Raw genomic sequence first — 13839 nt, forward strand, 5'->3', positions numbered from 1 at the left:
GCTGGTCGCCCTGCTCACCCTCTCGGCCCTGGGCGTGAGATGGGACAACCTCGCGTGGATCGTCAGCGCGCTGTCGGTCGGCATCGGCTTCGGCCTGCAGGAAATCGTCAAGAACTTCATCTCGGGATTGATCCTGCTGACCGAACGTCCGGTCAAGGTCGGCGATATGGTGAGCATCAGCGGCGTCGAGGGAGATATCCGGCGCATCAACGTGCGGGCCACCGAAATACAGCTCTCCGACCGCTCGACCGTTATCGTCCCCAACTCCCAGCTAATCTCGCAGAATCTGCGGAATGTGACGGGCAACAGCACCCAGGGCGTCACGACACTCACGCTGACTTTTCCGCTGGACATCGATCCGGAGCAGGTCCGAGATCTGCTGCTAGGCGCCTACGTCGCTCACGCGTCGATTCTCGAGCACCCCGCACCGTCGGTCAGCTTCAGCCAGTTGACGCCTGCCGGCATTACGCTGAGCGTCACCGGCTATGTGCACAGCCCCAGAATCACCGATGCCACCAAAAGCGACCTGCTGTTCGAGATTCTCAAACGGTTACGGGCAGCCGGCATCCCGCTGTCGAATCCGCAGACAGTCATGGTCCGGAATCTGCCGGAACCGAATTCGGGTGTGGATATAGCCTCTCGCTTCATCTCGCACGGGTAATTCGCGGCGGCCGTTGAGACGGTAATCGTAGCGGAAGGTGACGGTATCGGCAGGCGATACCGTCACGTACATCCCGTCCCGGTCGGAAGCCTTATAAATCTTGGACTTAGGCTTGAGATTGCGTAGTGCAGCGTCGGTGAGCATCGAGGTTTCCTCCGGTATTTTGACGGCTTTACCATCAGGGATCGGGAGACCTGTTGATGCCCGGAAAGCCGCGTAAAACAAGCTTTCCCGAGAAGACTTTTACCGTCAAAGACGGTAAAAGTCTGAATAGTGAACGAGAATGTCTTAATCTGGCCTTGATTTTTACCGCCAACTTGTTTTGCTGGCCGGCGATAGCCACCGATAGATGCCGCGACGTATTTACTTTAAAATCAATACGTTACGTCATCTTTTTCGATAGCTGGCGATAGTCCCCGAAGGACATCAAATCACTCCCACTCGATTGTCGCCGGCGGTTTCCCCGAAATGTCGTACACGACCCGGTTGATCCCCCGCACCTCGTTGATGATGCGGTTCGAGACCCGTCCCAGCAGTTCGTGCGGCAGGTGCGCCCAATGCGCCGTCATGAAATCGAGCGTCTGCACGGCGCGCAGCGCCACGACGTACTCGTAGGTCCGCCCATCGCCCATCACGCCCACGCTCTTGACCGGCAGGAACACCGCGAACGCCTGACTCGTGAGGTCGTACCAAGACTTGCCCGTTTCCCCGTCGATCGTATCGCGCAGCGTTTCGATGAAGATCGCGTCGGCGCGGCGCAGCAGGTCCGCGAAGTCGCGCTTCACCTCGCCCAGAATCCGCACGCCGAGGCCCGGCCCTGGGAACGGGTGGCGATAGACCATCTCGTGCGGCAGGCCGAGCTTCACGCCCAGCTCGCGCACCTCGTCCTTGAACAGCTCGCGCAGCGGCTCGAGCAGCTTCAGGTTCAGCGTTTCCGGCAGGCCGCCCACGTTGTGGTGGCTCTTGATCGTGTGCGCGGCTTTCTTGCCCTTGCCGGCCGACTCGATCACGTCCGGATAGATCGTGCCCTGCGCAAGCCATTTCGCATCCGTCAGCCTGCCGGCCTCGGCCTGGAACACTTCGACGAACTCCGCGCCGATGATCTTGCGCTTCGCCTCGGGGTCCGTCACGCCGGCCAGCTTCGTCAGGAAGGCTTCGCTCGCGTCCACGTGGACCACCTTCACGCCGAGGTGGTCGGCGAACGTCGCCATCACCTGTTCCGCCTCGTTCAGGCGCAGCAGGCCGTGATCGACGAACACGCAGGTGAGCTGGTTGCCGATCGCCCGGTGCAGCAGCGCGGCGGCCACCGACGAGTCGACACCGCCTGAGAGCCCCAGGATGACCTGCTCGCCGCCCACCTGGTCGCGGATTTTCTGGACGGCCTCGTCGATATAGTGCCCCATCTCCCAGTCGGCCTTCGCGCCGCAGATGCCGAGCACGAAGCGCTCGAGCATCGCGCGGCCCTGCGCCGTGTGGGTCACTTCCGGGTGCCACTGCACGCCGTAGAAGCGGCGCGTCTCGTCGGCCATCGCGGCGATCGGGCACGCTTCGGTCGAAGCCATCAGCGTGAAGCCGGACGGCATCTCCGTCACCTTGTCGCCGTGGCTCATCCAGACCTTCAGCATGCCGTGGCCCTCGGGCGTACGGAAGTCCTCGATGCCGTCGAGAAAACGCGTATGGCTGCGCGCGCGCACCTCAGCATAGCCGAACTCGCGCACGTGGCCGCCGTCGACCTGGCCGCCGAGTTGCTCTGCCATCGTCTGCATGCCGTAGCAGATGCCGAACACGGGCACGCCCAGCTCGAACACGGCCTGCGGCGCGCGCGGCGTATCGGCGTCCGTGACCGAGTTCGGTCCGCCGGAAAGGATGATGCCCTTCGGCGCGAACGCGCGAACGAACGCGTCGTCGACGTCGTAGGGGTGGATTTCGGAATAGACGTGGGCTTCGCGCACGCGGCGTGCGATCAACTGGGTAACTTGCGAGCCGAAATCGAGAATCAGGATCTTGTCATGCATGGCAGCGGGCAGAATCTGGAAAAAACGGATACGGAAAAGCCGCGCGAACGGCGCGGCCTGAATTCGGGTTCCGGATGACGAACCGGATCGGCACAACGGACTGGCGGACAAACCGGTCGGCAGGCATGACGGCGACGACACGGGCGGCGGCGATTTCCCCCGGCTCAGCCATGAAAAGGCGGCCGCGAAGAAACGCCCGCGGCTTCGTCGCGAGCGGCTTTTGCTGCCGAGTCCTCGTCCGGGCTGGCCTCGCTACCGGCCGGCCGGGCGCTATCCGTCGTCGATGCGGGCGCCTGTTGAACCGATTCCGGGGCCGGCTCACCCGATGCCGCCGGTGTCGCCCACGACGGCGACACGCGGGGAGTATTCCCGTCAACGGGTTCCCGGCGCTGTCGTGGCGGCTCGGCGGTTTTCGCCGCGCGGCGTGCCGCCGCCGCTTCGGACGCCTCGGCCCGCTCCCGCCGGCGCACCGCGCCGGACAGCCGCGAACCGGCCAGCCCGAACACCACGAGCAGCACGCCGCCCAAACCGCCGGCGAGTTGCCCGAGGCCGGACACCCTCGGCTCGTGCAGCCCGATCATCCAGACGAGGACGAGCACGCCGCACAGCACGTACACGTGGCCGGCCACCCTGCCGACCGCCGACGTGAGCGCACCGTCGATGGCGCCGCGCAACGCGAGCCACGCGAACCCCAGCAGCACGACACCGAACGCCTGCCCGATCAGCGCCGGCTGCGGCGGCACCAGTTCCAGCGCGCTGTAGAACGCCTTCCACGGGGTCAGCAGCAAAAGGCCCCCGCAGGCCAGCATCAGCAACGCATCGATCACCAGCACCACTCGCAGCAGCGGCTTCATCGCGCGTCAGTCCACGTGGTAGTTCGGCGCTTCCTTCGTAATCTGCACGTCGTGCACGTGGGATTCGCGAATGCCCGCCGACGTGATCTCGACGAAGGCCGCCTTCTCGTGCATCTCGTCGATCGTGCGGCAGCCGCAGTAGCCCATGCTGGCCCGCACGCCGCCGATCAACTGGAACAGGATCGCGTTGACCGAACCCTTGTAGGCGACGCGCCCCTCGATGCCCTCGGGCACGAGCTTGTCGATGTTCGCCGAGTTGTCCTGGAAGTAGCGGTCGGCCGCGCCGTCCTTCATCGCGCCCACCGAACCCATGCCGCGGTACGACTTGTACTGCCGGCCCTGGAACAGGAACACGTCGCCCGGCGACTCCTCGGTGCCGGCGAGCATGCTGCCCATCATCACCGCGTTCGCGCCGGCCGCGATGGCCTTGCTGACGTCGCCCGAGAAACGCACGCCGCCGTCGGCGACGACCGGCACGCCGGAGCCGCGCAGCGCGTCGGAGACGTTCGCGATCGCGCTGATCTGCGGCACGCCGACGCCCGCCACGATCCGCGTCGTGCAGATCGAGCCCGGGCCGATGCCGACCTTCACCGCGTCGGCGCCGTATTCGACGAGCGCCTTTGCCGCGTCCGCCGTCGCGATATTGCCGCCGATGACCTCGACCTGCGGGTAATGCTTCTTGACCCAGCGCACGCGCTCGAGCACGCCCTTGCTGTGGCCGTGCGCGGTATCGACGACGATCACGTCCACGCCGGCCTGCACGAGCAGCTCGACGCGCTCCTCGTTGTCCGCTCCCACGCCGACGGCCGCACCCACGCGCAGCTTGCCGTGCTCGTCCTTGCAGGCGGCCGGGTGTTCGGTCTGCTTCGTGATGTCCTTCACCGTCATCAGCCCGCGCAGTTCGAACGCGTCGTTGACGACGAGCACGCGCTCGAGGCGATGGCTGTGCATCAGCGCCTTGGCCTCGGTGAGCGGCGCGCCTTCCTTGACCGTGACGAGACGCTCGCGCGGCGTCATGATCGAACGCACGGGTTCGTCGAGGCGCGTTTCGAAGCGCAGGTCCCGATTCGTCACGATGCCGATCAACTGCGTGCCCTCGACCACCGGGAAACCGGAAATGCCGTGCTGCTGCGAAAGCGCCATCACGTCGCTGATTTTCATCTGCGGCGGCACCGTGATCGGGTCGCGCACCACGCCGGATTCGAAGCGCTTCACCTTCGCGACCTCGCGCGCCTGCTCGGCGGGCGTGAGATTCTTGTGGACGATGCCGACGCCGCCCTGCTGCGCCATCGCGATCGCGAGACGCCCTTCGGTCACCGTGTCCATGGCGGCGGACACGAGCGGAATATTCAGGGAGATGTTGCGGGTCAGCCGGGTTTGCAGGCTGGTGTCGCGCGGCAGAACGTCGGAGAAGGCCGGGACGAGGAGCACGTCATCGAACGTGAGTGCTTTCTGGATTAGACGCATGGCGAATCCTATGGGCGCAAAAGCAGATTATACGCGATACCTCCCCGGATTTCATCAGCGCGAACAGCGGCTTAGCGCCGATCCAACGTTTTTTCGAAGCCGGCCGCGCGGCGAATTTCGCTTCCTCTTTCGGATCGGGTTCGAACCCGTTTCGTTTGCCGGTCCAGGCGGACTGGCGAACGCCAGACTGGGAAAACCCGCTGCAGGATCGAACAAGACAATCGCCCGGCGGCCGGGTAAGCTCGTGGACGATTTCGATTCCGGGTTTCTTCGGGGACAGACAGACGATGCAGCGTGGCGTGTTGTACGGTGTGCTGGCGGGCGCGCTATGGGGCATGGTGTTCGTCGTGCCCCGCCAGTTGGCGGATTTTTCGCCGCTGCTGCTGAGCGCGGGGCGCTACGTGATGTACGGGCTCGTGTCGCTCGCGGCGCTTTTGCCCATGCTGCGCCGCCTGTGGCCGCGGCTCACCCGCGCGGACCTCGCCGCGCTCGTGAAGCTCGCGCTCGCGGGCAACCTGCTCTACTACCTTTTTCTCGCGAGCGCGATCCATCTCGTCGGTATCGCGCCGGCCTCGCTGATCGTCGGCGTGCTGCCCGTCACGGTGACGCTGCTCGGCCGCGGCGACCACGGCGCGGTGCCGCTGCGCCGCCTCGCCCTGCCGCTCGCGATGATCGCGGCCGGCATCGTCTGCATCAATCTCGACGTATTCTCGGCGTCGGGCGGCGGCGATAGTCACGCGGGCGTGCTCACGAAACTGGCCGGCGTCGGCTGCGCGGTCGGCGCGCTCGTCTGCTGGACCTGGTTCGCGGTCGAGAACGCCCGCTATCTGCAGCGCATGACGCATTTCAGCGGCAACGAATGGTCGGTGCTCTGGGGCATGGTGACGGGCGCGCTCGGCGCCCTGCTCTGGCTCGCGGCGGCGCTCCTGCCCGGCGGCCTCGCGCATGCGGCGGTTTCGGCCGGCCGCTGGCAGACGTTCTGGCTGCTGAACCTCGCCGTCGCCGTCGGCGCGTCCTGGCTCGGCAACGGTCTCTGGAACGCGGCGGCCAAGCGGCTGCCGCTCACGCTTTCCGGCCAGATGATCGTCTTCGAGACGCTGTTCGCGCTGTTGTACGGATTCCTTTACGACCACCGCCTGCCCCGTCCGCTGGAGATTGCCGCGATCGTGCTCCTCGTGGCCGGCGTGAGCGCCTCGGTGCGGCGGCATGCGGACGCGCCGCCGCAGGCTGCCCACGGCGACGGCATCGTGCCGGCCGACGAGCCGGGTCAAAACGCGGATGCGGGAACGGCCGGGCGGCGACATCCGGCGGGCTGAGCAAATCTGCTATCGGAAAAATGCGGGGGAAATGCGCGGGAAACCCGGAGTGCAACCCGGACCCGACCGTGGGCTAACCCGCCACAGGCAAAGCCGCGCCGTCCGTATCCGGACCTGCCCTACCGCCTAAGAGAATCCCTAACGCGAGTCTTTGTGCTGCCACTTGCGGCCCTCGATCGAGCCGGCCTTGCGGGTTTTCTCGACGCGCCGCTGGCGGGCCGCCTTCGGATCGACGATGAGCGGCCGGTAGATTTCCACGCGGTCGTAGGCGGCCAGCGCGGCGTCGAGCGGCCGGATCTTGCCGTACACGCCGACTTTCTGGCGTTCGAGGTTTATTTCGGGGTGGCGCCGCAGGATCGCGCTGGCGTCGATGGCCTCGCGCACGGTGGCGCCCGGCGGCAGCTCGACCGCGATCAGCGTCTGCCGGTCGGGCAGCGCATAACAGACCTCGATCGCGAGTTTGTCGCTCATGACTTGCCGTACCGCTGGTCGGCGCGCTTGACGAACGATTCGACGAAGGTGTTCGCGATATGGCTGAACACCGGTCCGATGATCTTTTCGAGGATCATGCTGGTAAATTCGTAATGCAGGGCGAATTCGATCTTGCACGCGTCGGCCCGCAGCGGCGTGAAGCGCCAGTAGCCGGTAAAGTTGCGAAACGGCCCGTCGGCGAACTCCATGTCGATGCGATGGGGCCGCTGCTGCGTGTTGCGGGTCGCGAAATGCTGCCGGATGCCCTTGAAGTTGATGTCGATTTTCGCTTCCATGCCGGTTTCGTCCTGCCGGCGGACCTCGACTCCACCGCACCAGGGCAGGAAATGGGGGTAGTCCGCGACGTCGGTGACGAGATCGAACATCTGCTCCGCCGAATGGCGTATCAACACGGTTTTCTGAACATCCGCCATAAATTGCGTCGCGCGTGGCAAAGGTAGGGGCATGGCGGGCTTTCACCTGCCCGCTTTGCTAAAATTCTAATTTTAAACGAGTTGGGCACTTTCCATTCATGAGCATCATCGACAACAGAAAAGCGTTCTTCGATTACTTCATCGAAGAACGCCACGAAGCGGGGCTCGTGCTCGAGGGATGGGAAGTCAAGGCGCTACGCGCCGGGCGCGGCCAGATCAAGGAGGGCTACGTCGTGATCCGCGACGGCGAGCTGTTCCTGATCGGCGCGCACATCAGCCCGCTGCCCGAGGCGTCCACGCACATCACCCCCGACCCGGTCCGCACCCGCAAGCTGCTGCTGCACCGCCCGGAAATCCACAAGCTGATCGGCAAGGTCGAGCAGCGCGGCTATACGCTCGTGCCGCTCAATTTCCACTACAAGGGCGGCCGCGTGAAGTGCGAAATCGGCCTCGCCAAGGGCAAGAAGCTGCACGACAAGCGCGAAACCGAGAAAAAGCGCGACTGGGAACGCGAAAAGGCCCGCCTGATGCGCACGCCCGGCTGAGCGCCGGCCCGGCGCGCCGTTGCGCGTCCCGGCTCCGGACGCGCTTACCCGTTGCCCGTTTCGGCGCCGCTCCGGGCGCCGGCCACGATGGTCAGCGCCGAGGCGATCATCGTGCTCATGTCGGCCAGATTGCCGGGCACGATCAGCGTGTTGCCCGCCTTCGCGAGATTGCCGAACGCGCTCACGTACTGCTCGGCCACTTTCAGGTTGACGGCCGCCATGCCGCCCTGCGCCCCGATCGACGCGCCGACCTTCTGGATGGCCTCGGCGTTCGCGTCCGCGACGGCGAGAATTGCTGCCGCCTGCCCCTGCGCCTGGTTGATCGCCGCCTGCCGCTCGCCTTCGGACTTCTGGATCGCCGCTTCGCGCGCGCCGGCCGCCAGGTTGATCTGCTCCTGCTTGCGCCCTTCCGAAGCCGCGATCAGCGCCCGCTTCTCGCGCTCGGCCGTGATCTGGGCCTGCATCGCGTGCAGGATCTCCTTCGGCGGCGTCAGGTCCTTGATCTCGTAGCGCAACACCTTGACGCCCCAGTTCGAGGCCGCCTCGTCGAGCGCCGACACGATGCTGTGGTTGATGAAATCGCGCTCCTCGAACGTCTTGTCGAGTTCGAGCCGGCCGATCACCGAGCGCAGCGTGGTCTGCGAAAGCTGCGTGATCGCGAACACGAAGTTGCTCGACCCGTAGGACGCCTTCATCGGGTCCGTGACCTGGAAGTACAGCACGCCGTCCACCTGCAGTTGCGTGTTGTCGCGCGTGATGCAGACCTGGCTCGGCACGTCGAGCGGAATCTCCTTGAGCACGTGCCGGTAGGCGACCCGGTCGACGAACGGCAGCACGAGGCTCAAGCCCGGCGTCAACGTCGCGTGATAACGCCCGAGCCGCTCGACGACCCAGGCGTGCTGCTGCGGCACGATCTTGACGGTCTGCGCGATCAGCACCACGACGATCAGCAGCAAAATCAAACCCACAACCGGAATTTGCATACTCCCTCCTTTTTCCCGATTTTTCCCGACTCGTTCCGATCCCCGCCGGCCGGTTTCAGGCCGCAGGTTTCCTCTTCGCCGCGACGACGAGGCAGTTGCCGCGCAGCGCCGTGACTTCATAGAGATGCGCGCTTTCGGATTCGCCGGGCGCCAGCTCGACGTCCCATTCCGCGCCGCGGTACATCGTGCGGGCGTGCCCGTCGCGCCAGCCGTTCACGGTCAGCGAAGCGCCGATGTCGAGATTCACGTCGGGATTGCGCGCCGCCTCCTTGCGCCGCCCGCGGCCGAAGCGCGAGCGGCGCAACGCGATCACGGCGACGAGCGCGACGGCCGCGGCGGCAACGAGTTGACCGTCGAGCGGCGCGCCGGCTGCCCAGGCGATCAGGCCGGCGAGAAAGCCGAGCGCGATCATCAGCAGATAGAAGGTGCCGGTCGTCAGCTCCGCGACGACGAGCGCCCCGGCACCGACCCACCAGAACAGCCCGTGTGGCCCCACGTCGATCCCCCAAAGTAAAACACCCCGGCTTGACCGGGGTGTTATAGCACGAAGCCGACGCTGCCTTACGGCCTGCGGCGAACGGTACGGCCGGTAGTATGACGAACGAAGCGGCGAGCGGCTTCGTTCGCCGGTGGCCGGCGCCCTTGCGCTTACTTCGCCTGTGCGAGCGCCTGCCAGGTTTCGACGACGGTGTCGGGGTTCAGCGAGATCGACGCGATGCCCTCGTCGGCCAGCCACTTCGCGAAGTCCGGGTGATCCGACGGCCCCTGGCCGCAGATGCCCACGTACTTGTTCAGGCGCCGGCAGGTGTCGATCGCGCGCTTGAGCATGAACTTGACGGCCTCGTCGCGCTCGTCGAAATCGGCCGCGAGCAGTTCCATGCCCGAGTCGCGGTCAAGGCCGAGCGTGAGCTGCGTGAGGTCGTTCGAGCCGATCGAGAAGCCGTCGAAGTACTGCAGGAACTCTTCGGCGAGAATCGCATTGGACGGCACCTCGCACATCATGACGAGCTTCAGGCCGTTCTCGCCGCGCTTCAGGCCGAACTTCGCCAGCAGCCCGACCACGCGCTCCGCCTGCTTCACCGTGCGCACGAACGGCACCATGATCTCGACGTTGGCGAGGCCCATTTCCTCGCGCACGCGCTTGAGCGCCACGCATTCCATCTCGAACGCCTGCGCGAAGTCGTCGGCGATGTAGCGCGACGCGCCGCGGAAGCCGAGCATCGGGTTTTCCTCGTCGGGCTCGTAGCGCGAACCGCCGATCAGTTTCTTGTACTCGTTCGACTTGAAGTCCGACAGACGCACGATCACGGGCTTCGGATAGAACGCCGCCGCGATCGTCGCGATGCCCTCGGTCAGCTTGTCCACGTAGAACGCGCGCGGCGAGGCATGGCCGCGCGCGACGCTTTCGACGGCCTTCTTCAGGTCCGCGTCGACGTTCGGGTACTCGAGGATCGCCTTCGGATGCACGCCGATGTTGTTGTTGATGATGAATTCGAGGCGCGCGAGACCGACGCCCTCGTTCGGCAACTGCGAGAAGTCGAACGCGAGCTGCGGGTTGCCGACGTTCATCATGATCTTCACCGGGATCGGCGGCAGTTCGCCGCGCTGCACTTCGCTGACCTCGGTTTCGAGCAGGCCGTCGTAAATCCGGCCCTCGTCGCCTTCCGCGCACGAGACGGTGACGAGCGAGCCGTCCTTGAGCACGTCGGTCGCGTCGCCGCAGCCAACCACGGCCGGCACGCCGAGCTCGCGCGCGATGATCGCCGCGTGGCAGGTGCGCCCGCCGCGGTTCGTGACGATGGCCGACGCGCGCTTCATCACGGGCTCCCAGTTCGGATCGGTCATGTCGGCCACGAGCACGTCGCCGGGCTGCACGCGCTCCATTTCCGACGGATCGTGGATCACCCTGACGCGACCCGCGCCGATCTTCTGGCCGATCGCGCGGCCGGTTGCGAGCACCTGCGACTGGCCCTTGAGCCTGAAGCGCTGCTCGATCTTGCCCGCCGCCTGGCTTTTCACCGTTTCCGGACGCGCCTGGAGAATGAAGAGCTTGCCGTCGCGGCCGTCCTTGCCCCACTCGATGTCCATCGGCCGCTGGTAGTGCTGCTCGATGATGACCGCGTATTTCGCGAGCTCGATCACGTCCTCGTCGGTGATCGAGAAGCGGTTGCGCTGGTCGTGCGGCACGTCGACGGTCTTCACCCGGCCCGGCTCGCCCGGCTGCGTGAACTCCATCTTGACGAGCTTCGAGCCGATCGAGCGGCGAATGATCGGCGCCTTGCCCTGCGCGAGCGTGGTCTTGAAGACGTAGAACTCGTCCGGATTCACGGCGCCCTGCACGACGGTCTCGCCGAGACCGTAGCTCGACGTGATGAACACGGCGTCCTTGAAGCCCGACTCGGTGTCAAGCGTAAACATCACGCCCGCCGCGCCGACGTCCGAGCGCACCATGCGCTGCACGCCCGCCGAAAGCGCCACTTCGGAATGCGTGAAGCCCTTGTGGACGCGGTAGGAGATGGCGCGGTCGTTGTAGAGCGAAGCGAACACGTGCTTGAGACGATCGAGCACGTCCTCGACGCCGACCACGTTCAGATAGCTCTCCTGCTGACCGGCGAACGAGGCGTCGGGCAGATCCTCGGCCGTGGCCGACGAGCGGACCGCGAACGAGAGTTCGGACGGCGAGCTCTTCTGCAGCGTCTCGAAGCCCGCGCGAATCTCCTGCTCGAGCCTTGACTGGAGCGGCGCCTCGACGATCCACTGGCGGATTTCCCGGCCGGCCTCGGCGAGCGCCTTGACGTCGTCGATGTCGAGCTTCTCGAGCCGGGCGGCGATCCGGTCGGTCAGCCTGTTGTGCTCGAGGAAGTCGCGGAACGCGAGCGCCGTCGTCGCGAAACCGGTCGGCACGCGCACGCCGGCCTCGGCCAACTGGCTGATCATTTCGCCGAGCGAAGCGTTCTTGCCGCCCACGATCTCGACGTCGGTCATCCGCAACTGTTCAAAAGGCACTACATACGCCTTGTCCTTTGCAACGTTAACTGCGTTAGTCATACAAGCCCCTAAGTGTGAAAAAAATACTCGATTGCGCAAGTGGGCTCGTACGCGGGCCGCCCATTGGGAGCGGTTCCACGTCTTGCGCAACCTGTTGGAAAAACAATCGCCGCGGCCTGCGAGGGCCGCTCCCGATGACGTAAAAGCGCAGAAAAGCGCGCGATTGCGCAAAATTAGAGGAAATCGCCGCAGGCTGACGACAGAATCGGCCCGGATACGGGGCGGTTCGGCGCAGTTCGGCTGCAATTGCTTATCCAACAGGTTGCCGCTATTCTACCGTGCCGACTGCCAAATGAGCAGCCGGCGAGCGATCCGCACGCCAGACGGTGTCAGCAGGATTCCTGCCCGGGCGCCGCCGCGCCCACCCTTCCCGCATTGCCATGCCGCCAACCGTATTCATCGTCTCCGACGGTACCGGGATTACCGCCGAGACCTTTGCGCATTCGATCCTGTCGCAGTTCGACCAGAAATTCCGTCTCGTGCGCGTGCCGTTCATCGATTCGATCGAGAAGGCCTACGTCACCGCCGGGAAGATCAACGAGGCGGCGCATCAGGAAGGCCGCCGGCCGATCGTGTTCACGACGCTCGTGGACAGCGATTCGAGCGAGATCGTCAAGCGCTCGAACGCGCTCGTGCTCGACATGTTCCAGACCTTCGTCGAACCGCTCGAGCTCGAGCTTCAGGTCAAGTCGAGCCACGCGATGGGACGCGTTCACCAGAACGCCGATACCGACGAGTACCGCAAACGCATCGAGGCGATCAACTTTTCGCTGGCGCACGACGACGGCCAGTCGAACCGCAACCTCGACGACGCCGACGTGATCCTCGTCGGCGTGTCGCGCAGCGGCAAGACGCCGACGAGCCTGTATCTCGCCATGCAGTACGGCGTGAAGGCCGCCAATTACCCGCTGATTCCCGACGACTTCGAGCGCGGCAAGCTGCCGACGCCGCTCCTCGGCCACCGCGACAAGATTTTCGGACTGTCGATCGACCCGCAACGGCTGGCGGAAATCCGCAACGAACGCCGCCCCGGCAGCAAGTACGCCGCGCTCGAGAATTGCCGGTACGAGATCAACGAGGCCGAGGCGATGATGCGGCGCGAATCGATCAAGTGGCTCTCGTCGACGCACAAGTCGATCGAGGAAATCGCCACGACGATCCTGCAGGAAATCCGGCCCGACCGTTCGGCCTACTGATTCGGGCCCGGCGGCCCGGCTCTTTTTCCGTTTCAGGCGCGGCGCCGCTGCCTGCACTGCTCGAACAGGCAAACGGCCGCCGCCGCGGCCACGTTCAGCGACTCCATGCCGCCCGGCTGCGGAATCGTGACGCGCCGCGCCGCCGCCTCGCGCCAGAACGGCGACACGCCCGCCCCTTCGTTGCCGAACACCCAGGCGAGCGGCCCAGTCAGGTCGCACTCGTCGAGCGGCTGCGCGCCGTGCGAATCGGTGATCACGGCCGGAACGGCGAGCAGCCCGGCCAGCGCGTCGGCATCGACGTTCTCGAACACCTGCAGCAGAAAATGCGCCCCCATCGCCGAGCGCAGCACCTTCGACGACCACGCGTTCGCCGTGCCCGGCGCGCAAAACACCTGCCGCACGCCCGCTGCCGCCGCGCTGCGCAGGATCGACCCGACGTTGCCGGCGTCCTGCACGCCGTCGAGTACCACGCAGGTCTCGTCGACACGCGGCGGCAGTGCGACCTCGGGCCGATCGACGAGCAGCAGCAGGCCGACGCCGTGCACGACGTTCGAAAGCTGGCCGAACAGCGCGTCCGGCAGCGTGACGACGCGCTGCGCGTCGATCCGCCCGATGATCGCGCGGGCCTCGTCGTGATTCAGCGCGCCGTCGGCGACGACGCAGCACTCCGGCTGCCCGCCCCCGTCGAGCCAGGCGCTTGCGAGGTGAAATCCCTCGAGCAGCGCCTGGCCGCTGCGGCGCTGCTGATGCGACGAGCCCGCCAGCGCCTTCAGGCGCTTGTAGAGCGGATTGTCGCGTGAGGTAATGGCTTTCACGGTCGGACGAGAAACGAACGGGTGGACGAACGCG

General features: G+C 65.7%; 13 protein-coding genes and 1 pseudogene. 4 read left to right on the top strand and 10 right to left on the bottom strand.

The genetic code is table 11. The features are described from left to right. The coding region (locus tag CY652_RS11785; RefSeq protein WP_146010078.1) for a mechanosensitive ion channel family protein at nt 1–661 on the top strand (661 nt) is incomplete at its 5' end. Here the strand turns inward: CY652_RS11785 and CY652_RS24840 are convergent. The 4 genes and pseudogenes from CY652_RS24840 to guaB form a co-directional block, all read right to left on the bottom strand. After that, nucleotides 662–805 (bottom strand): annotated as a pseudogene (locus CY652_RS24840) (Arm DNA-binding domain-containing protein); the annotation flags it as partial. Nucleotides 806–1092: 287 nt separating this feature from the next. Further along, complete coding sequence (gene guaA, locus CY652_RS11795) at nt 1093–2676, bottom strand: glutamine-hydrolyzing GMP synthase (RefSeq protein WP_102130903.1); 1584 nt, start codon at nt 2674–2676, stop codon at nt 1093–1095. A 164-nt stretch (nt 2677–2840) separates the two neighbouring features. Next, nucleotides 2841–3530 carry a hypothetical protein gene (locus tag CY652_RS11800; protein ID WP_102130904.1) on the bottom strand — a complete coding sequence of 230 codons (690 nt, stop codon included), beginning with the start codon at nt 3528–3530 and terminating at the stop codon, nt 2841–2843. 6 nt (nt 3531–3536) lie between these two features. Continuing rightward, nucleotides 3537–4997, bottom strand: coding sequence for an IMP dehydrogenase (gene guaB, locus CY652_RS11805; protein WP_102130905.1), 1461 nt, complete (start codon nt 4995–4997; stop codon nt 3537–3539). A gap of 287 nt (nt 4998–5284) precedes the next feature. Here guaB and CY652_RS11810 point away from each other — a divergent pair, with 287 nt between their 5' ends. Then, the gene (locus CY652_RS11810) at nt 5285–6313 is read left to right on the top strand and encodes a DMT family transporter (protein ID WP_102130906.1); all 1029 of its coding nucleotides are present in this window, start codon (nt 5285–5287) and stop codon (nt 6311–6313) included. 138 nt (nt 6314–6451) lie between these two features. Here the strand turns inward: CY652_RS11810 and CY652_RS11815 are convergent, their stop codons facing one another. Together CY652_RS11815 and CY652_RS11820 are read right to left on the bottom strand one after the other, a co-directional pair. Beyond that, nucleotides 6452–6784 carry an RnfH family protein gene (locus CY652_RS11815; protein ID WP_102130907.1) on the bottom strand — a complete coding sequence of 111 codons (333 nt, stop codon included), beginning with the start codon at nt 6782–6784 and terminating at the stop codon, nt 6452–6454. Then, nucleotides 6781–7218 carry a type II toxin-antitoxin system RatA family toxin gene (locus tag CY652_RS11820; RefSeq protein ID WP_102130908.1) on the bottom strand — a complete coding sequence of 146 codons (438 nt, stop codon included), beginning with the start codon at nt 7216–7218 and terminating at the stop codon, nt 6781–6783. The genes CY652_RS11815 and CY652_RS11820 overlap by 4 nt, the downstream gene beginning before the upstream one ends. 98 nt (nt 7219–7316) lie before the next feature. Between CY652_RS11820 and smpB the strand changes: the two genes are divergently transcribed. Continuing rightward, on the top strand, nt 7317–7763 hold the full coding sequence (gene smpB / locus CY652_RS11825) for an SsrA-binding protein SmpB (RefSeq protein ID WP_102130909.1): 447 nt from the start codon (nt 7317–7319) through the stop codon (nt 7761–7763). 44 nt (nt 7764–7807) lie between these two features. Here smpB and CY652_RS11830 read toward each other — a convergent pair whose 3' ends face one another. The 3 genes from CY652_RS11830 to ppsA form a co-directional block, all read right to left on the bottom strand. Continuing rightward, nucleotides 7808–8746 (bottom strand): SPFH domain-containing protein, encoded by a 939-nt coding sequence (locus CY652_RS11830; RefSeq protein WP_102130910.1) that lies wholly within the window; start codon nt 8744–8746, stop codon nt 7808–7810. Nucleotides 8747–8801: 55 nt separating this feature from the next. After that, on the bottom strand, nt 8802–9242 hold the full coding sequence (locus CY652_RS11835) for an NfeD family protein (protein WP_102130911.1): 441 nt from the start codon (nt 9240–9242) through the stop codon (nt 8802–8804). Between the two features lie 152 nt (nt 9243–9394). Further along, the gene (gene ppsA, locus CY652_RS11840; RefSeq protein WP_102130912.1) at nt 9395–11794 is read right to left on the bottom strand and encodes a phosphoenolpyruvate synthase; all 2400 of its coding nucleotides are present in this window, start codon (nt 11792–11794) and stop codon (nt 9395–9397) included. Nucleotides 11795–12174: 380 nt separating this feature from the next. On the opposite strand from ppsA, the gene ppsR reads away from it, so the two are divergent. After that, nucleotides 12175–12990 carry a posphoenolpyruvate synthetase regulatory kinase/phosphorylase PpsR gene (gene ppsR / locus CY652_RS11845; protein ID WP_102130913.1) on the top strand — a complete coding sequence of 272 codons (816 nt, stop codon included), beginning with the start codon at nt 12175–12177 and terminating at the stop codon, nt 12988–12990. Between the two features lie 32 nt (nt 12991–13022). Here the strand turns inward: ppsR and CY652_RS11850 are convergent, their stop codons facing one another. Next, the gene (locus tag CY652_RS11850) at nt 13023–13805 is read right to left on the bottom strand and encodes a TrmH family RNA methyltransferase (RefSeq protein ID WP_102131055.1); all 783 of its coding nucleotides are present in this window, start codon (nt 13803–13805) and stop codon (nt 13023–13025) included. Nucleotides 13806–13839: the final 34 nt, after the last annotated feature.

Source organism: Burkholderia sp. WAC0059 (genome assembly GCF_002870125.1).
Taxonomy (GTDB): domain Bacteria; phylum Pseudomonadota; class Gammaproteobacteria; order Burkholderiales; family Burkholderiaceae; genus Paraburkholderia.